A 17,689-nucleotide genomic window follows, 5' to 3' on the forward strand; every position below is an offset into this window, starting at 1 on the left:
CCGGAAGAAAGTGCGGCATACAAAATATTCAGAAGTGGCTGACGGATTACGGCGAGGCCTTTATGGCGCACTGCGAGAGCATGACGCTGACGCAGAAGTACCTCGAAGGGCGGCTCGACCAAAGGCACCCCCGGCTCGACCGACTGGAGCCGGAAGCCATAGAGAGCTTTGACATGACACCGTGGATGCCGGACGAGTATGCACGGCGCGAAAGGGAAGCGAAAGCGTAAACAGCAGGGGCACCTGGCGTTTCAGGTGCCCTTTTTACATGTCCTTGCCCGAAGTCACGAAAATGGAACCAATGGGGAAGTTACGGATGTTCTGAAAGCCAAGGCGCGGAATCCGGGGCTTCTGACGTGAAGCAAGATGCGCGCGCATGTTTCTCTTCCATCATCTCTTTCGAGCTGGACCATGGCTCAGTCATAAGAACTAAAGGAGAAAAGCATGACGCTCAATCGCCGCAAATTCATTTCCACCGCCGTTGCGGGCGCTGCCGCTGCCGGATCGGCAGCCGTTCACGCCGCCCCGGAATCCTCCAAAGACTCCATGCTTCCCATGAAATGGGATGAGGTCTGGGACGTCATCGTTGTGGGCTCGGGCGGCGCCGGCATGGCGGCCGCCATCCGTGCGGCCGACAAGGGCTCGAAGGTTCTCGTCCTCGAGCGCCTCGCCTTCCCGGGCGGCAACACGCAGCTCGCCCAGGGCCAGATGAATGCGGCGGATCCCGTGCGTCAGCCCCGGCAGGGCATCAAGGACAGCCCGGAACTCCATGCGAAGCAGACCCTTGCCGCCGGCGACTACCGCGGCGACCCGGAACGCGTGCGCGTCCTTTGCGAGAACGCCTACGGCGCCGTCACATGGCTCGAGAGCCTCGGCATGGAGTTCCGTCCGGACGTCTTCCAGATGTTCGGCGGCCTTTATCCGCGCGCGCACCAGCCTGTTGAGCCCAAGGGCAAAGGCTACATCCAGGTGCTCCTCAAGGCCCTGAAGGAACGCAATGTCCCGATCCGCACGAACGTTCGAGTGACGGAGATCATCCGCGAAACGCCGGTTTCGGGGGACGTCCGCGGCGTGCGCTGCGAAACGAAGGAGGGCGTTCGCTGGATTCGTGCGCGCCAGGGCGTCGTTCTCGCTGCAGGCGGCTTCTCTGCCAACAAGTACCTGCGCGAACTCCATGACCCGCGCGTGAAGAATCTCGGCACGGACAACCTCCCCAACCAGACGGCGGGCGACGTCATGATGGCGGCGGTGCGCGTCGGCGCTTACCTCGTCGGCATGGACTTCATTCAGTCCACCCCGGGTGCTCCTGCCGGGAAGAAGATGAAGATCATCCTCAACACCAAGGTTGCCGAGTCGATCTACGTCGACAAGCGCGGCAATCGCATCGTCGACGAAGGCGCAAGGCGCGACCAGATCCGCGATGCGGTTTTGGCAACCCCCGAGCGCTACGCCTACACGGTGGTCGACAATGAAACGTATGAGAGCTACAACTCTGCGGTTCATTCGAGCGTCGAGGAAGGGATCCGCATCAACGAAGCCTGGACCGCGCCTACGATCCGGGAGCTCGCTCAGAAGATGGGCGTTGATCCCGATGGTCTCGAAAAAACGATCGACCGCTACAACAACGTGCTCGTCAAAAACCAGAAGGATCCCGATTTCGGCAAGGCTCCGAGAAACCTCACGAAGCGGATTGAAAAGGGTCCCTTCTGGGCCTGCTATACGGGCATGACCGTTCACCATACGATGGGCGGCATCAACTGCAACACGAAGGCGCAGGTGCTCGACTGGCAGGGGAACGTGGTTCCGCGCCTCTACGCTGCGGGCGAAATCACGGGCGGCATTCACGGCACGAACCGCGTGGGCGGGAACGCCCTCCTTGACTGCATGGTCTACGGTCAGATTGCCGGCATCAATGCGGGGAAAGAACGCCGCGCCTGATGCGTAGGGAGCCTGCGGCCTGAAAGGCTGCCGGCCTCCTGAGTCAAGGGGAAGTCCGGGCAGAGCATTTGATGCCGCCCGGACTTTCTTCTTTGCTTACGATTTCACCCGGATCGGGTCTGCGGAAGGGGACTCCGGCATGATAGAAAGTCGGAATCTTCGCGTTTTCCCCATAACGACCCTATGCCCATTCTTTCTGAAATTGTCCGCGCCCTTGAGAACGGCGCGAATTTAAGCGAATCCGAACTCCTCGCGCTCGCCGCTGGTCCTCGCGAGGATCTTTTCGACACGGCCGAGGCCGTCACGCGGAAGATGGCGCCCCGCGCCTACAACCTCTGCGGCATCATCAACGTCAAGTCGGGCGAGTGCTCTGAAAACTGCCGCTGGTGCGCGCAGTCGAAGCACTGGGAAGTGCCGGGCGTCAAAATCCATCCGATTCTTCCCGACGACAAGGTGGAGGCGGGCGCAAGGCGAGCCGCGGAAAACGGCATCGTGCGCTATTCGCTCGTGGCGAGCGGGAGGAAGCCCTCAAGGCGTGAGATCCGCGAATACTGCGAGCGGATCCGCGAGGTGAAGCGCAATCACCCGGAGCTCGAGGTCTGCGTGTCGCTCGGCCTCTTGTCTGAAGAAGATCTCAGCGCCCTGAAGGACGCCGGCGTCGTGCGCATTCACTGCAACCTTGAAACATCGCCCGAATTCTTCCGGGAAGTCTGCACGTCGCACCGGATCGACGACAAGATCGAGACCCTCCGGCGCGCCCGGGCTCTGGGGCTCGACGTCTGTTCGGGCGGCCTCATCGGCATGGGCGAAACGCTCCTCGACCGCATCCGTCTCGCGCGCCTCTGCCGCGAGCTCGAGGTGCCTTCGATTCCGATCAATCTGCTTTACCGCGTGCCGGGCACTCCTCTCGCAAACGTGGAAGCGCTCTCTCAGGAAGAATTCCTCGTCGCAGCGGCGCTCTTCCGGCTCGCCAACCCGACGGCCTACCTGAGGTTTGCGGGCGGAAGAAACCTCCTCACGCCCGACACGATCCGGGAAGCCATGCGGATCGGCATCAATTCGGCGATCAGCGGGGATCTTCTTACCACGACCTCGGGCGGCACTCCCGTCGACGATGCGGCGCTCTTTCAGACGGCAGGCTACGCCGTTCCATAAAGGGAAAACAAAAAACTGCCGCCGGATTCCCAGGAGGGAAATCCGGCGGCAGTGTTGGTATGATTAAGCGTCAGAGGAATTGAGCGCGTCAGGCCTTCATTTCAACGAGCGAATGCCCCGTCATTTCCGGGGGCTGTTTGAGTCCCATGAGTGCGAGCACCGTGGGCGCGACGTCGGCGAGGACGCCGTCCTTCACCTTTTCGACGCGGTCGGAAACGACGAGGATCGGCACGGGGTTCAGCGAATGCGCGGTGTTGGGGGAGCCGTCCGCGTTCTTCGCATGATCGGCATTTCCGTGGTCGGCAATCTGCACGACGTCATAGCCGCACTCGCGCGCGGTTTTGATGACCTTTTCAACGCATCCGTCGACCGCTTTGACGGCCTTCTCGATGGCGTCCCAGACGCCCGTGTGACCCACCATGTCGCCGTTGGCGAAATTAAGGCAGATGAAGTCGTACTTCTCTTCGCGAAGCGCGGCGCAGAGCTTCTCAGCGACTTCAGGCGCGCTCATTTCAGGCGCCAGATCGTAGGTCGCAACCTTGGGCGAGGGCACGAGAATGCGGTCTTCGCCGGGGAAGGGAGCCTCGCGGCCGCCGTTCAGGAAGAACGTGACGTGCGCGTATTTTTCCGTTTCCGCAATGCGGAGCTGCCTGAGCCCGAGGCTCGCCACGTATTCGCCGATCGGGTTGACGACGTTTTCCTTGTCGAAAAGAACGTGGAGCCCTTGGAATGTCGCGTCGTACGGGGTCATCGTCGCGAACCAGAGGGAGAGCGGCTTCATATTGCCCTGCGGGGCCTGCGTGAGAACGCTCGTCAGCTCCCGCGCGCGGTCGTTGCGGAAGTTGAGGAAGACGACGGCGTCGCCCTCCTGAATCCGGCCGACGGGGCTGCCTGAGGCATCCGTCTTCACGACGGGCTTCATGAATTCATCGGTGATGCCGGCGGCGTAGGAGTCCTCGACCGACTTCACGAAATCCTGCGAGGGAGCGCCTTTTCCATGAACGAGGAGGTCGTAGGCTTCCTCAATGCGTTCCCAGCGCTTGTCGCGGTCCATCGCGTAGTAGCGTCCGATCATGCTCGCCAGCACCGCCGTTTCGCCCGGAGCGGAGAGCTTCTCCTCAAGGCGCTTCACGAACCCGAGGCCGCTCTTCGGATCGGTGTCGCGTCCGTCCATGAAGGCATGAACGAAGACCTTCCGGATCCCTTCCTTTCGTGCAAGGTCGATGAAGGCGAGAAGATGGTCGAAGCTCGCGTGCACGCCGCCGTCGGAAAAGAGCCCCATCAGGTGGAGCGCCGAACCGGTTTCCTTGGCGTGAGCGATAAGGGCGGCGATTTCCGGCTGCGCGGTGAGCGCGCCCGATTCGCAGGCGCGGTTGATGCGCACGAGGTCCTGATAGACCACGCGGCCTGCGCCGATATTGAGGTGGCCGACTTCGGAATTTCCCATCTGGCCGGCGGGGAGCCCCACGTTTTCGCCGAAGGTGAGAAGTTCGGCATGCGGGCAGCGCTTCATGAGCGATTCAAGATAGGCCGGATGCGCGGCCGAAATGGCGTCGGCCGGGTCGGCTGCGCCGCCGCCGATGCCCCAGCCGTCAAGAATCATAAGAAGGACTTTATGCATTTAGCGTCTCTTGCGGATTCCGCGTGAGTTTTTTTGAGGTCTGAGCATTTTAACAGGCCCGAATCTGCCGATTTCCTGGGGGATGCGGACGCAGCCCTGCATGCGCGCGGCTCCCGGCCTAGAATCCATGGATACTGCAGTCAATCTCTCTTCCCGCTCCTTATGAAGAACCCATCCATCCGCATCATCCCCGCGCGCGAGAGCCTCCGGCGCGTTCACGGCGAGGGCGCAGCCGACCTCGATGTTTCAAGCATCGACCTGATGCTGCGCATGATGAATGCGGTGGATGTGGTGAAGGGCGTCATCTTCGATGAACTGAAGGCCTCGACGGGCCTTTCCGAAGGGAAGTTCACCATGATGATGTGCCTGAGGGAGGAAGGAAAGCCCCTCTCGATCGGCGACATTTCCCAACGCATCGGCGTTGCGCCCCCCACGGTGTCCGTGATGGTGGCGCGGATGGTGGGCGAAAAGAGGCCCCTCATCGTGAGAAGAAGCAGCGAGAAGGATGCGCGCTCGAGCCTCGTTGAGCTCACCCCTGAAGGGCGGGAGCTTCTCGACAGGGTGCTCCCCGTTCATTTCCGGCGCGTGGAGGAGTTTGCCGCCCCCCTCACGTACGAGGAGAGGGAAACGCTCATCCGCCTCCTCTCGAAGCTCACGGCGCCTTTTGAGAAGAAGACGCCGTGAGAAATGACCTGACGCCGGGAGTCTCCGGGAATCCTCCGTCACGCAGTCCCTGATTGAGCCTCCTCTGCCCGAGCCGCCGTGCGGGCGGGAGCTGTTCCGGCTTCTCTGTCGGGTACTGCCTGCAGGTCGTGCCAGTACTGCCGGAGCTCCTTTCTCCGCTTCTCTTCATCCCGCCAGAAGCGGATCGCATTGAGGCTTCCGAGGAAAATGAGCCACAGAAGGGCGCCTCCGAAGAGCGGAAGGGTCGCCAGGCCGTCGATTCCTCTCAGCCCCTGATCGCGCCAGAAGTTGAAGAGCCAGACGAGCGGGATGCCGAAGGAGACGTCGTGCACCCAGCCGTGCATGAAGCCCGTCGCCATGGTGGCGCCCCCGAGGATGAAGCCCGAGGGCACGAGGAAAATCATCCGGCCCGCGCCCTGACCGGGATTGGTCGTGCCCCAGGAGAGGAGAAAGGCGAGCCAGGTGTTCCCGAGCGCGCAGAGAAAGAGCGCCGGCATGAAGAGGAGAATATTGCCTGCGAACCGCAGCTGCCCCAGAAGAATCAGCACCGCCAGCGCGGCCGTCACCACCGCCGTAAAGATGAAGGCATAGGGCACTCCCCGGGCGAGAAAGCCGAAAAGCGACCCCGACAGGACTTCGCCGTCCCAGGAGCGCGTGACGCGCAGGCGCCCCACGATCATGAGGCTCACGAGCCCGTGATACATCATCGAAAAGAAGAGGAGAAAGCTCACCACGGTCGCCGTCGTCGCCTGTCCGGTCGGGTTCGTGAGATAACGGAAGCCCATTCTGATGGGCGACATCAGGGCTTGAGTTTCGTTCGTATTTTTGCCGAGCGACGAAACGCCGTCCGAACGGGAGACGGCGCGCTCCGCACCCAGTTCAGCGGCAATTTCGTTCAGTACCGAATACACCTCGCCGTTCTGCGCCGTGTTGCTGTCGTCCGCAAAGTAGCCGATGGTGAGCGTGCGGTCGCCCTTGAGAATCCTCGCCTGCGCTCCCTTCGGAATGTAGACGACGCCCACAAAGCGGTCGCCGCGCGTCATGGCCCGCGGATCCGACGGCGAATGGACGACCGACCTGACGGATAGGCTCGGAGAAGCATTGAGCTTCTCCACGAGCTCTGCCGACCAGCGGCTCTGATCGAGATCGACCACGGCAACCGGGGCCTCAAACACCACGTCGTGGGAGAGCGCAATCGAAAAGGCAAAGGCCGTGATGAGCGCAACGAGGATGGCGAGCTTCTGGTAAGGCACAAAATGTCCGCTCAGCATCGCCTCCCATTCCGAAGCCATGCTTTTCCGGATTTCCTTTATGAATCCTCTCATCAGAGCCTCACTTCAAGCGTCATGCCGGGAAGGAGCCCCTCGGCCGGAGGCACGTCGATGCGGACCCGGAAGAGCGTGAGGTCGGCCTGACCGCGCTCGCGCACCATCCGGAGGCTCGCAAAATCGGGCGCTGCCTCAGCGAGCGCCACCACGCCCGGAATGGTTTTTTGAAGTGCGGGAGAAAAGCATTGAACGGTAGTTCCTTCAGCAAAGCGCGCGATCTCCTTCTCGCTCACGTAGATGTCGAAGTAATGCCGTTCGCTCTCGAGAAGCACCGCCGGCGCGTTGGGGCCGATCAGTTCTCCCTTTTCATAGAGCACTTCAAGGACCTTTGCATTTTCGGGCGCATGGATCCGGAGGCGCGTCTCGTTCACGCGGAGCTGCTCGAGCTCTGCGCTGAGGGAGGCCCGGGTTGCCGCGAAATTTTCAAGATTGTGCTTTCTGTTCTGAGCCGCCCGGCGGGCGGTCTCAATGGCCTCAAGGTGCATGCCTTCGGCGGAGCCGGTCTTCTGCAGACGTTTGATTTCTTCATTGTCAGCCCCGATCGAGAGGCGCTTCACCGTATGTTCGCTGATGGCGAGCGCCTCACGGGCTGCGATCCAGGCGGCCTTCGCCTGATCGTAGGCGGACTTTGCCATTGCGCCCCTGGGATAAAGGTTCTGCGCGCGGGTCCAGTCGGATTTCGCGCTTTCGAGCGATGCAGCGGCGGCTTTTCTTGAGGCTTCAGCTTCCTCAATCTGGCGCCAGAGCGTCCGCTCGTTCGTGTCGGCTTCCCGGAGCGCCAGGGCAATCGATTCCTCTTCAAGCGCCGTCTGCGCGTCGATCTGCCGGATGGCGGCTTCCTGGGCCTCAATGGAAATGCGGACGTCGGTGCCGTCAATGCCGAGAAGGAGATCCCCCGCGCGAACGCGCTGACCTTCCGTTACGGGGCGCTCCACGAGCCGGCCGCCTACGCTCTGAAAGGCCGCCTTCACTTCGTGCGCCGTGAGGATGCCGGCCTTCAGACGCTCGGCCTCGGAGACGGCATCATTGCGGTTGCCGAGGAAAATCAGTCCGGCGGCCAGAATGCCGGCGGCGGCGAATCCGCCGATCGTGCGCAGGATGTCGCGTTTCTGCTTCTGAGGAATGGCCATTTTAATTAGTCAGCTAAATAGTCAAATATCAAAAAACGACAGGTTGATGCCGCAAAAGGCCTCTCCATGGAGATGATCTGGCATCAACGTGAGGGGCGCCGTGCAGGTACACTGTCATAATTATTAGCCGGCTAATTATATGCCTGAAAAATCCTCATGCCGTTCCTCCTCATTATTCTCCACCGCAACAGATGCGGCGGGGCGGAAGCTGCTTTCAGGTTTGATTTCTGGACATGCATTGATATTCAAGGAAAAGCTATCTCGCCAAAATGCTAGACTGCGAAGCGGTCAATGTAATTTGGGTCGCTTCGAGGTCTTCTGTGCTGGAAAAGAGGATTGCGGTTGGAAATTCTTCATTCGCCCTGATGAGGATGCGCAACTGCTTTTATGTCGACAAGACGCCGTACATCAGGCGCCTGGTTGAATCCGGGAGCTTTGTTCAGGTGATTTCTCGTCCGAGGCGATTCGGCAAGTCGCTCTTTCTCGATACGCTGCGCACCTTTCTCGCGGTTAATCCGGCCAACCGGGAAGATGTCTCCCGGCAGAAGGCGCTTTTTGAGAACCTCACCATCGTCAGGGACGCTGAATTCTGCCGCGCCTATATGGGCCGGGTGCCGGTTTTCTTCTTTTCCATGAAAGGATTCACGGGGCCGTCTTTTTCCTATGCACTCGGCAAAATTTGCAAAAAGATCACGGCTGCAGTGACCGAGTACAGCTATCTGCCGGAAAGTCCTCGTCTGACGAAAGGTGAGAAAGAAAGGCTCCAGGCTTACTTTTTTCTGGGCTCGAGCTGTCTCCGCATGGATGAGCGTACGGCCTGGCTCAAGGCTTCCCGTTTTTTGCCGGACATTCTCTACTGCCTTGCCAAGCACTTCGGCCGGCCGGCAATGCTGCTCATTGATGAGTACGATGTTCCGCTCGAGAAGGCTGCCTCTGCCGGATACTATGAGGAGATGCGCCTTTTTCTCAGGGACTTTCTCTCGGTCCTGAAGCCGGAAGATGCTCCCCGGGGCGGGCGGACTTCCGGTTCTGGAAAAGGCTGTTCTCACCGGCTGCCTGCCCGTCAGCGAGGAAGACGTTTTCCCGGGCGTCGATCATGCCGATACCGTCCTGAGCGGCAATGCAAGCTTATCTGCTTCGATCGGCTTTACGGAGGCTGAAGTCGGGAAGCTTCTTTATTACTTCGGGCTTGCCGGCCGCAGCAAGGATGTCAAGGAGCAGTACGACGGCTATCAGTTCGGGTCGGTCAAAATCTATTGTCCCTGGGACGTTCTGAACTTCTGCCAGGACGCGCTCGCAAGCAGCGACGTCAAAACGGCTGAGCCCGACAATTATTGGATCAGTACGAGCAGCAACGATGCGATCGATGAGTTTCTCGGGTTCCTCACGGAGGAGGATGCCGGCAGAATGCAGACGCTTCTCGACGGCGGCAGTATTGAGCTCAATATCAACGAGCAGCTGACATATTCGGATTTCGTTCAGCACAAATCTGAAGACTTCTGGACTCTGCTCCTTTTTACCGGCTATCTGACGGTAGATAAGCATCTGGGCGGCAGGAACTGCCTTTTGAGAATTCCCAATGAAGAGATCCGCCAGACTTTCAGAAGCCGCGTTTCGGCCCGGTTCTCGAGTCAAAATGCTGCATTTACCGCACACGGCATAAAGCTTGCCGAAGCTGCCGTCACCGGCAATGCTTCCCGCATGGCGGAAGTGCTCGAGCCGCTTCTGCGCACCTATGTTCCCGTTCGTGATGCGGCGACGAGAGCTCCGGCGGAAAATTATTATCACGGCTTCCTTTCCGCGCTTTTTGCCTGTGCAGGAAGCCGCATTCAGGATTTTCGCTCCAATGCGGAGTCCGGCAACGGGTATGCGGGCATCTTCTTCTCTTCAGGCAGCGGCCCGGATCGCAGCGGCGTCGTCATTGAAATCAAGCGTGCTGCCCGGCAGGAAGATCTTCCTGATGCTGTGGATGAGGCGCTTCGGCAGGTTGACAAAAAGGACTACTCGGAAGCGCTTCGAAGAATACGCTGCAGCAAGTATTTCGCTTACGGCATTGCCTTTTGCGGAAAGACCTGCGAGGTCGGCGGCGGCGAGCTGAAGCAGATTGCCCGATGAAGAGGCGCGAGGTCTCCGGTTGTAAAGTCGCGAAGCCTGAAACTTCGCTCGTTTACAGAGCGTTACGACTGTGACCAAAGAGAACGTTCTCCCGCAAGCCGCCTTTGAGGCGGCGGACTAAGATGAATCGCATCAGGGTTTACGCGAAGGGCTTAGTCCCCTCAAGCGTGATGCCCTGAGCCTCATGCGGCTGATTTCAGTCAGCCCGGGGCTCGAGGCACCTCATCTATTTAGGGAGAAAACGTTATGACCACCAGGACCTGGACCGTTGAAGCCAATGAAAGTCTTGTGAAGCTCGTTGATGCGGTGATCGCAAAGCATTCGGTTCGTTATCCGACCCCGGAAGCGTTCCTGCGCGCCGCGGCTGAAAACTTCGGCGAGCATCTCCTTGATCCGCGCGAAAGGAAGTCGGCCGAACTCACTGAAGGCGAGCTCTCCGACCTCATCAACGAATCGGTTCAGAAATATGCCGAAAAGCATAGTGAACTCACGGAAGCTGAACTTCAGGACCTCATCGGTGATGCGGTTGCCCGCGACCGCGCGCGCCGCCGCGAGCTTACCGAAGGCGAACTCCAGGATCTCATCAGCTACGCCGTTGCCGAAGACCGCAAAAAGGCCGATCGCCAGGCGGAACTGACCGAAGGCGAAATGGCGGATCTGATCGACTTCGCCGTTCAAAAGGCTCTTCAGAAGCATCACAGCCTCACGGAAGGCGAACTTTCGGATCTGATCGCCGCTGCGGTGGAAAAGGACCGCACCAAGGCGCAGTCCGAAAAGGAAATCACGGAAGGCGAGCTTCAGGATCTGATTTCGGATGCCGTTGCGCGCTCTGAAGCGAAGAAGGCCCGCCGCTGATTGCGGATGCCTCTGAGAGCGGGAATTGCATCCCGCTCTCTGGAAAAAGAAAGGCGGCCGGAAGTCTGATCTTCCTGCCGCCTTGTTTTTTTGCGTGTTGTTTTTGAAGAAGTTCAGGCGCCGGTTGAAGCGCCGGCCGTAGAGGACTTCATGCCTGCGAGGCGAATCGCAAGGAGCGACCCCGCTGAAGACACGGCAATCCCGGCAAAGGTCCAGGCATTTTCGCCCGTGAGATTGCCGACGAGCCCCAGAATGCCGCCCGCGACTGCTCCCGAGAGCCAGACCTTCGGATCCGCGCTTCTGAGGCGTCCGGCCACGAGGAAGAGGAGCGGCGCGGCGACGCCCGGCACGAAGAGCGAATAGGCGTTGAGAAGAAGCCCGATGATGTTCCCGGAGAACCAGGCGCTCGCGAGCGCGAGTGTTCCGAGGAGCACTGCCCAGAGACGGACGGCGCCGGCGCGCTCGCGCCCGCAGACGTCCTTTTCAAGAATGCCCGCTGCGGAAAGAAGGAGCGTGTCGGCCGAGCCCGAGAGCGCGCTCACAAGCCCGAGGGCCAGCATGACCTGAAGAAGCATCGGAAGGGGCGACTCGGGCGACAGCCAGTCCGTGATGGGGGCTTTGGCGTCGATGTTGAGGAGCGCGAGCATCGTCACGATGACGCCGAAGAGCGCGAGGATGGGAGCTGCGGCAAAGGCGGCGGCTCTCGCGGACCGGGCATCCTTCGCGGCAAAGGTGCGCGAAAACATGTCCGGGCCGATCACGAAGGTGATGCCGACGAGAATCATCATCTTGAGCCAGTCCGTGAAGCCGAAGGCGTCGGTGAAGGGAACCTTCGGCAGGGCGGCCACGGCCCCGGGGCGGTCGAAGAGGCACCAGGCTCCTGCAAGCAGGAAGCCGGCGAGAAGGAGAATCGCCTGAAGGGCGTCCGTGCGGATGACGCCCCGCTGGCCGCCCGCAGCCGTGTGGAGAATGATTCCGCCCGCGAGCGCGGCATAGAGAATTTCCGCCTTCATGCCGCCCACAATCGAGAGAAGAAGCGAATGGAGCGCCGTGAACTGCGCGGCCGTCACGGCCGCCCAGGAGACGGCGATGATGAAGCCCGCCCAGCGTTCGGCGTTTTCTCCCGCAAGGCTCCCGAGGAGATGCGGGAGCGTCATGGCTTTGGTGCGGCGGATGACGGGCGCGACGAAAAGCCCGTGAAGAAAGAGTCCGATCGTCCCGACCCCGAGCCACCAGAAGGCGGCGGGGCCGATTTTCTGGGCGAGCCCGCCGATGCCGAGCGTGGCAGAGCCCCCGATGATGGTGCTCACGAGCGAGAGCGCGCAGAGGGCTGCGCTCGTGGTGCCGCCCGTCGTGAGAAGGCCCGAGAGCGTGCGGTCCTTGGTGTTCCCCCGGATTCCGAACCAGAGAAGGAGCGCGAGGTAGCAGACGATGAGGAGAGATAGAAGCGTCATGAAAAAACTGCAGAAATCTTGGTTGAGAGCCCGGGGACTCCGTACTGTCGGCCTCATGTTAGCCGTGGGGCGCTTCCCGCCGCATCGGGCATTAGGCCGACCGTTGCCGCGGCTCCCCGAGTACCGAAGATTTGCCAAATGCGGCTTCAGGGCCGGAAGTTCCTCAAAAGAAAAGCTCCGTCCGGGCTGCTGCCGGCGGAGCTTTCCTCAGTCCGGGCTCCGGACGGAGAGCCGGCTCTGAACCTTTCAGATGTAGCGCTTCAGGAACTCGCGCGTGCGCGGCTGCTGCGGATTGACGAGGACGTCGCGGGGCTTTCCTTCCTCAACGACGCGGCCGTCCGCCATGAAGACCACCCAGTCGGCCACTTCGCGCGAGAAGGGAATTTCGTGCGTGACGACGACCATGGTGAAGCCTTCCTTCGCGAGGTCGCGGATGGTGTTGAGGACTTCGCCCACGAGTTCCGGGTCGAGCGCGGACGTGGGTTCGTCAAAAAGAAGGAGATCGGGCTGAATGCAGAGCGCGCGGGCAATGGCGACGCGCTGCTGCTGGCCGCCCGAGAGACGGCGGGGGTATTCGCCGGCCTTTTCAAGAAGCCCCACGCGCTTGAGGAGCTTCAGGGCGCGCTTTCTCACAATTTCCGGGTCTTCGCCGTGCACGTGCACGGGGGCTTCCATGACGTTTTCAAGGACCGTCATGTGGGGGAAGAGGTTGAAGCTCTGAAAGACCATGCCGATCCGGCGGCGCTGCTGCGCGAGAACCGGGTAGGGCGCCTCCTCGAGGCGGCCGTTCTTCTCGACGTAGCCGATCTGAACGCCGTCGACCTGAATCGAGCCCGAATCGATGGATTCAAGGTGATTGATGGTTCTGAGGAGCGTCGACTTCCCCGAACCCGAGGGGCCGAGAATGACGACCACCTTGCCGCGGTGGACTTCGAGGTTGATGCCCTTCAGAACTTCGTTCCTGCCGAAGGACTTCTTTACGTTGCTCGCGCGCACGACGATCGCCGGGCCCGTCTTGATGGGATGCACTTCCGTCGCTTCGTCAAGGATCTGATCTGCTGCCATGTTTTTCTTCTCCGGTGATTCCTAACGATGCCTCAGGCCTGGGGCGCTTCAGGCACGTAGCCCGAATTGCGCTCGCTTCTGCCGTAGTAGCGCTCGATCTTTGCCTGCACCACGGTAAGAACCGAGGTGATGACGAGGTACCAGATGACGGCGACGAGAAGGAGCGGGATGATCTGGAAGTTTTCGTTGTAGATCGTCTGGACGGAATAAAGGAGGTCGTCCATGGCGATCACGGAAACCATGGCCGTCGCCTTCACCATCGAAATGACCTGGTTCCCGGTCGGCGGGATGATGGAGCGCATGGCCTGGGGAAGGAGCACGCGAAAGAGAATCTGGCGCTTGCTCATGCCGAAGGCTTCCGCGGTTTCCTTCTGTGCCGGATCGACGGACTGGAGGCCCGCGCGGATGATTTCGCCCATGTAGGCGCCTTCATTGAGGGAGAGCCCCACGATCGCGGCGGTGAGCGGCGTGATCACGTCGTTCGTCGCGACCGTCCAGACGCCCGGGATCCCGAGTGTCGGAAAGAGTGCGGCGAAGTTGTACCAGAAGAGGAGCTGCACGAGGAGCGGGGTCGAGCGGAAGAACCAGAGGTAGAGGTCCGCGAGCCACGCAAAGAAGCGCATATTGCTCATCTTGAACATTGCGCAGAGGAGCCCGAGCACGGTGCCGAGGATCATCGAGACCACCGTGAGGGAGAGCGTCATCTTGATGCCCGTGAGAACGCTCGGCGCAAAGAGGTATTCGCCCACGGTCTGCCAGCCGAAGTTGGGGTTGACCGCGCAGGCGGCAACCGCGGCGACGAGAAGAAGAGCGATGAGAATGGTGACAGCGAGCCGCACGGGATGACGGCGGGGAACGGCTGTGCTCACGTCGATCGCCGTTCTGGCAAGCTCTTCGGATGTCCATTTCCGCGGCTTCTCTGCCGCGCCCGTAGTGCTGGTGGTCGTCATGTGGGGAGGCTCTGATTTGTTCTATTGAAAGGAAATATGCTTGATGCCGCCCGGACGGGGGCTTTGGGAATCCGCTCCGCCCGGGCGAGAAGCGTGCGGAAATTACTTCTTCTGGGTGGCGAGGTTGATGCCGGGAGCCTCAAGCTTGTTGTAAGTGAGGTTCCACTTGTCGAGGACCGCCTGATACGTGCCGTTCTTAAAGAGCACCTTCATGCCTTCAAGAATGACGGGCGTAAGCGCGCTTCCTTTCGGGAGCACCGCCCCCTGGAAGATGTCGCTGAAGCCGTTCTTTTCGCCCACGGCGGCGAGCTCAAGCTTTCCGCCCGACTGGTTCACGAAGTAGGTGAGCGGCGCCTGGCTCGAGAAGAAGGCGTCGGCGCGGCCCGAGGAGAGCGCCATCGTGGGCGCGGCCTGACCTTCAAAGGAGAGCACCGTGACGGGCTTCTTCCCTTCCTTCACGCACACTTCCGATTGCTTCTTGATGACGCGTTCGGCGCTTCCCGCCGCCATCACGGAAACGCGAAGGCCGCAGGTGTCGGCAATGCTCTTGATGTTGTGGGGATTGCCCTTCTTGACGGCGAAGACCACGAATTCCTGGACGTAGTCGACGAAGTCGTAATTGGCCTCGCGATCGGGATAGTCGCCCACGGGTTCAAGCGAGACGTCGTAGCGCCCGGACTTGAGGCCGAGCATCGTGGCGGAATGGCCGGCGATTTTGGTCGTCTCAATTTTGACGCCGAGCACTTCGCCCAGGGCCTTGGTGATGTCCATCGCGGCGCCTTCAATCGTCTTGTCGGCGCGCGTGATCGTGTAGGGCGAGAAGCTTCCGATCACGCAGTTGCGGATGACGCCCGCATCCTTAATGGCCTGCGGGAGCTGCGCGTTGAGCGCGGGATCAAGCTTCTGAACGGGAATGTCGGCGGCGAAGGCGGAAGCCGCGCCGAAGAGAAGAGCGGCTGCAGCGGCCGCGGCAGTGAATGTGCGCTTCATGATTTTTTCCTCAAAGGGTTCGGTCGTATCAGAGTTCGCCGGGTTCGCGGAGTCTGGGCGCGGCAAAGCGGCGGTTTTCGAGAACGGGGAGCGCCTTCCTGCACTTCTCAACGCGTGCGGGATCGATGTCGGCGAAAAGAAGTTCGTCCGTCGTGCCGCACTGGGCAACGACGACGCCGAAGGGGTCGACGAGCTTCGAGGAGCCGATGTTGACCGGCCCGCATTCGCTCACGCCCGCGACGAAGCAGGTGTTCTCAAGCGCCCGGGCTCTGAGCGAAAGGTCCCAGTGCATTTCCTTCAGGGGCCCCTTCACCCAGGCGGCCGACACGACGAGGAGGTTGGCGCCCGCGAGGGCAAGCGCGCGCGTGATTTCGGGGAAGCGCGCGTCGTAGCAGGTAATGAAGCCGCACTTGAAGGGACCGACATCAACGAGCGCGGGGACTTCATCGCCCGGAACGGCGTTGTCGCTTTCCTTTGCGCTGAAGGCGTCGTAGAGGTGAAGCTTCTGGTAGACGAGCTTCAGTTCCCCGTCCTTCACGACGAGAAGGTCGTTGGCGTAGCGTTCCTCGCCCGGGATCTTCGCCTGCACGGTGCAGACGACGGTGACGTGCTTTCCTTTGGTAGCGGCAAGGAGCGCCGTCACGAAGGGGCCGTCCAGCGGTTCGCTGTGAAGGCGCGGCCAGTCCTTGTCGCCCGGCTTTCTCGCGATGATGCCTTCGGGAAGAACGAGGAGGTCTGCGCCCTTCTTTTCAGCGCGCTCGATGAAGTCGCGCGTGATCGCCTGATTTTCTTCGCTCGTTTCCTTAACGAAGAACTGGCCGAGCGCCACGCGGAAATTCTTTTCTTCAATCATTTTGCAAAGTCCTCCGGAAAGAGCTTCCTTGCGGTATTGAGGTGCTCGGTCAGGTGCTGCTCATAGGCTTCGCGGCAGAAGTCGTCGACCATTTTTTCGTTCGACTCGAACCCCCAGGCGTCGTAGTCGGGGGAGAGCTGAGTGCCCTCGTCGATCAGGTCCTGAAGCACCCAGGGCGTCGTTTCGGCGTAGCGGCGGCGCTTTTCGCGCCAGAGCTTTCTCGAGGCGTCGAGCGTTTCGCAGAGCTCCTTCACAGCCCAGGGATTGGCGCGCACGAAGGATTCCTTGAGGGCGAGGATGTGGATCCCCGGGACGTAGCCCGTTTCCCTGAAGTAGGCAATCTCGTGAGACTTGAAGTCGCGCACGACGGGGCGCAGGCCAAGCTTCCCTTCGCAGTAGCCCTGCGGCATGAAGGCCTGGAACATCGCGTCGATGCGGCCGCTATGGAGCATGTCGACGAGCGGAACCTCGTTTTCCTCGTGCGTGATGTTGGTGCCGTTCCAGAAGGCCTTGCCGCGGTTGGGCTCGATCTTGTCTCTGGCCGTGCAGCGCGAGAGCACCCAGTTGATCTTGTCGCAGTTGACGCCCGCGCGGCGCAGGAGCGCCCGGGTCCAGGTGTTGCCGGAATCCTGCCAGCCCGAGAGCCCGATGGTCTTCCCTTCGAGGTCTTCAATGCGCTCGAGGGGACTCCCGTTCGTCGTCACGATGTTGCGGGTGCGAAAGCCCCGCATGATGAAGAAGGGAACTGCGACGATGCCCTGGGCCTTATTCTGGTCGATGCGCAGGTTGTAGCGCGAAAGACTCATCTCGGCGGCATCCGCTTCCGGGTCCTCGGCGACGTTGTCGATGAGGGAGGAAACGCGGGTGGTCTGAATGTCGAGCTTCTCGGATTTGACGTCGCCCAGAAGAAGCGGCGTCCAGAAATCCCAGTCGCGAACCTTGAGACGAAGTTGAAGCGCCATGTTGAGTGTCTCCGGAAAAAGAATCGGTAAACAGAAAAATCGCTGCCGGGCCTTGTCCGGCTTGGGTTCCTTTCGATTCTATGTGCGGGAGGACGACGGAATCTGCTTAGTCAATTCGGTTAATGCTCGGGGATGCTTTGATTTGGATCAGGGTTTCGGCGGGATGTGCAGGAAGGCGCACCAATGAGGTTTGATGGGTGAAAGATGGGGCTTGCTGCCGGATTGCCGGCCGCAGCGCAGTATTCAGAATCAGAGCCCGAAAGCGGCTTGTCGAAACCGGGGAGCAATGCTTCGACGCTTCTGGAATGAGCTTCGGTCTCGCATTCGGGCGCTCGGCCTCATCAATTATCCATCGCGAGATAGGCGGCAAGCAGATCTTTAGGCGGCTTCCTGCTGGAAGAATTCTTCGCGGCGGATTGCTTCGGCAGGGCTTCCGGGGCGGCGTTGCGGGAGTTTAGGTTCGGCGTCTGCCGCACGTCAAAGGGGAAGCCCCGGGTCTCGATGAACTTGAGGACCATCACCCGCAGCGCCACGGAAGGGCATTTGCTAGTCGAATAAAATGCTGTCAAACCTCCCGTAACGCGCAGAA

General features: G+C 60.8%; 16 protein-coding genes and 1 pseudogene. 7 read left to right on the forward strand and 10 right to left on the reverse strand.

Going from position 1 to position 17,689, the window contains the following annotated elements:
- From Q0106_RS06895 to bioB, 3 genes are all read left to right on the forward strand, one after another.
- A partial coding sequence (locus Q0106_RS06895; RefSeq protein WP_297610735.1) for a hypothetical protein occupies nucleotides 1–230 on the forward strand: 230 nt, incomplete at its 5' end.
- 214 nt (nucleotides 231–444) lie between these two features.
- A complete protein-coding gene (locus tag Q0106_RS06900) occupies nucleotides 445–1,938 on the forward strand; it encodes a flavocytochrome c (protein ID WP_297610738.1) in 1,494 nt (497 codons plus the stop codon).
- Nucleotides 1,939–2,121: 183 nt separating this feature from the next.
- A complete protein-coding gene (gene bioB, locus Q0106_RS06905) occupies nucleotides 2,122–3,093 on the forward strand; it encodes a biotin synthase BioB (protein ID WP_297610743.1) in 972 nt (323 codons plus the stop codon).
- Between the two features lie 88 nt (nucleotides 3,094–3,181).
- On the opposite strand, the gene gpmI is transcribed toward bioB, so the two are convergent.
- Nucleotides 3,182–4,714 carry a 2,3-bisphosphoglycerate-independent phosphoglycerate mutase gene (gene gpmI / locus Q0106_RS06910; protein WP_297610746.1) on the reverse strand — a complete coding sequence of 511 codons (1,533 nt, stop codon included), beginning with the start codon at nucleotides 4,712–4,714 and terminating at the stop codon, nucleotides 3,182–3,184.
- A 162-nt stretch (nucleotides 4,715–4,876) separates the two neighbouring features.
- On the opposite strand from gpmI, the gene Q0106_RS06915 reads away from it, so the two are divergent.
- Complete coding sequence (locus Q0106_RS06915; protein ID WP_297610749.1) at nucleotides 4,877–5,398, forward strand: MarR family transcriptional regulator; 522 nt, start codon at nucleotides 4,877–4,879, stop codon at nucleotides 5,396–5,398.
- 38 nt (nucleotides 5,399–5,436) lie between these two features.
- Here Q0106_RS06915 and Q0106_RS06920 read toward each other — a convergent pair whose 3' ends face one another.
- Together Q0106_RS06920 and Q0106_RS06925 are read right to left on the reverse strand one after the other, a co-directional pair.
- Nucleotides 5,437–6,690, reverse strand: coding sequence for an ABC transporter permease (locus tag Q0106_RS06920; protein WP_297610752.1), 1,254 nt, complete (start codon nucleotides 6,688–6,690; stop codon nucleotides 5,437–5,439).
- 32 nt (nucleotides 6,691–6,722) lie between these two features.
- Nucleotides 6,723–7,856 (reverse strand): biotin/lipoyl-binding protein, encoded by a 1,134-nt coding sequence (locus tag Q0106_RS06925; protein ID WP_297610755.1) that lies wholly within the window; start codon nucleotides 7,854–7,856, stop codon nucleotides 6,723–6,725.
- A gap of 371 nt (nucleotides 7,857–8,227) precedes the next feature.
- On the opposite strand from Q0106_RS06925, the pseudogene Q0106_RS11895 reads away from it, so the two are divergent.
- The 3 genes and pseudogenes from Q0106_RS11895 to Q0106_RS06940 all read left to right on the forward strand — a co-directional run.
- Nucleotides 8,228–8,797 (forward strand): annotated as a pseudogene (locus Q0106_RS11895) (AAA family ATPase); the annotation flags it as partial.
- A 58-nt stretch (nucleotides 8,798–8,855) separates the two neighbouring features.
- A complete protein-coding gene (locus tag Q0106_RS06935; RefSeq protein ID WP_297610760.1) occupies nucleotides 8,856–9,971 on the forward strand; it encodes a PD-(D/E)XK nuclease domain-containing protein in 1,116 nt (371 codons plus the stop codon).
- Between the two features lie 246 nt (nucleotides 9,972–10,217).
- Nucleotides 10,218–10,826 (forward strand): hypothetical protein, encoded by a 609-nt coding sequence (locus Q0106_RS06940; protein ID WP_297610763.1) that lies wholly within the window; start codon nucleotides 10,218–10,220, stop codon nucleotides 10,824–10,826.
- A gap of 113 nt (nucleotides 10,827–10,939) precedes the next feature.
- Here Q0106_RS06940 and Q0106_RS06945 read toward each other — a convergent pair whose 3' ends face one another.
- The 7 genes from Q0106_RS06945 to Q0106_RS06975 form a co-directional block, all read right to left on the reverse strand.
- Nucleotides 10,940–12,280 (reverse strand): hypothetical protein, encoded by a 1,341-nt coding sequence (locus Q0106_RS06945; protein ID WP_297610766.1) that lies wholly within the window; start codon nucleotides 12,278–12,280, stop codon nucleotides 10,940–10,942.
- A gap of 246 nt (nucleotides 12,281–12,526) precedes the next feature.
- Nucleotides 12,527–13,345 (reverse strand): amino acid ABC transporter ATP-binding protein, encoded by an 819-nt coding sequence (locus tag Q0106_RS06950; protein ID WP_297610769.1) that lies wholly within the window; start codon nucleotides 13,343–13,345, stop codon nucleotides 12,527–12,529.
- A 32-nt stretch (nucleotides 13,346–13,377) separates the two neighbouring features.
- A complete protein-coding gene (locus tag Q0106_RS06955) occupies nucleotides 13,378–14,295 on the reverse strand; it encodes an amino acid ABC transporter permease (RefSeq protein WP_297610772.1) in 918 nt (305 codons plus the stop codon).
- A 102-nt stretch (nucleotides 14,296–14,397) separates the two neighbouring features.
- Entirely contained in the window at nucleotides 14,398–15,285 is an 888-nt protein-coding gene (locus tag Q0106_RS06960; protein ID WP_297610775.1) for an ABC transporter substrate-binding protein, read from the reverse strand.
- Between the two features lie 28 nt (nucleotides 15,286–15,313).
- Nucleotides 15,314–16,138 carry a nitrilase-related carbon-nitrogen hydrolase gene (locus Q0106_RS06965; RefSeq protein WP_297610778.1) on the reverse strand — a complete coding sequence of 275 codons (825 nt, stop codon included), beginning with the start codon at nucleotides 16,136–16,138 and terminating at the stop codon, nucleotides 15,314–15,316.
- Nucleotides 16,135–17,100: an ABC transporter substrate-binding protein gene (locus tag Q0106_RS06970; RefSeq protein WP_297610781.1), complete on the reverse strand. Its 966-nt coding sequence runs from the start codon at nucleotides 17,098–17,100 to the stop codon at nucleotides 16,135–16,137. The genes Q0106_RS06965 and Q0106_RS06970 overlap by 4 nt, the downstream gene beginning before the upstream one ends.
- Before the next feature lie 341 nt (nucleotides 17,101–17,441).
- Nucleotides 17,442–17,689 (reverse strand): hypothetical protein (locus Q0106_RS06975; RefSeq protein ID WP_297610784.1); only part of this gene is annotated, 248 nt, incomplete at its 5' end.

The organism is uncultured Sutterella sp. (assembly GCF_937923675.1).
Taxonomy (GTDB): domain Bacteria; phylum Pseudomonadota; class Gammaproteobacteria; order Burkholderiales; family Burkholderiaceae_F; genus Sutterella.

Coding starts and splice junctions, on each gene's coding strand:
- gpmI (WP_297610746.1), bottom strand. CDS start 4,714: ATGCATAAAGTCCTTCTTATGATTCTTGACGGCTGGGGCATCGGCGGC.
- Q0106_RS06945 (WP_297610766.1), bottom strand. CDS start 12,280: ATGACGCTTCTATCTCTCCTCATCGTCTGCTACCTCGCGCTCCTTCTC.
- Q0106_RS06955 (WP_297610772.1), bottom strand. CDS start 14,295: ATGACGACCACCAGCACTACGGGCGCGGCAGAGAAGCCGCGGAAATGG.
- Q0106_RS06970 (WP_297610781.1), bottom strand. CDS start 17,100: ATGGCGCTTCAACTTCGTCTCAAGGTTCGCGACTGGGATTTCTGGACG.
- bioB (WP_297610743.1), top strand. CDS start 2,122: ATGCCCATTCTTTCTGAAATTGTCCGCGCCCTTGAGAACGGCGCGAAT.
- Q0106_RS06935 (WP_297610760.1), top strand. CDS start 8,856: ATGCTCCCCGGGGCGGGCGGACTTCCGGTTCTGGAAAAGGCTGTTCTC.
- Q0106_RS06925 (WP_297610755.1), bottom strand. CDS start 7,856: ATGGCCATTCCTCAGAAGCAGAAACGCGACATCCTGCGCACGATCGGC.
- Q0106_RS06915 (WP_297610749.1), top strand. CDS start 4,877: ATGAAGAACCCATCCATCCGCATCATCCCCGCGCGCGAGAGCCTCCGG.
- Q0106_RS06950 (WP_297610769.1), bottom strand. CDS start 13,345: ATGGCAGCAGATCAGATCCTTGACGAAGCGACGGAAGTGCATCCCATC.
- Q0106_RS06965 (WP_297610778.1), bottom strand. CDS start 16,138: ATGATTGAAGAAAAGAATTTCCGCGTGGCGCTCGGCCAGTTCTTCGTT.
- Q0106_RS06940 (WP_297610763.1), top strand. CDS start 10,218: ATGACCACCAGGACCTGGACCGTTGAAGCCAATGAAAGTCTTGTGAAG.
- Q0106_RS06920 (WP_297610752.1), bottom strand. CDS start 6,690: ATGGCTTCGGAATGGGAGGCGATGCTGAGCGGACATTTTGTGCCTTAC.
- Q0106_RS06900 (WP_297610738.1), top strand. CDS start 445: ATGACGCTCAATCGCCGCAAATTCATTTCCACCGCCGTTGCGGGCGCT.
- Q0106_RS06960 (WP_297610775.1), bottom strand. CDS start 15,285: ATGAAGCGCACATTCACTGCCGCGGCCGCTGCAGCCGCTCTTCTCTTC.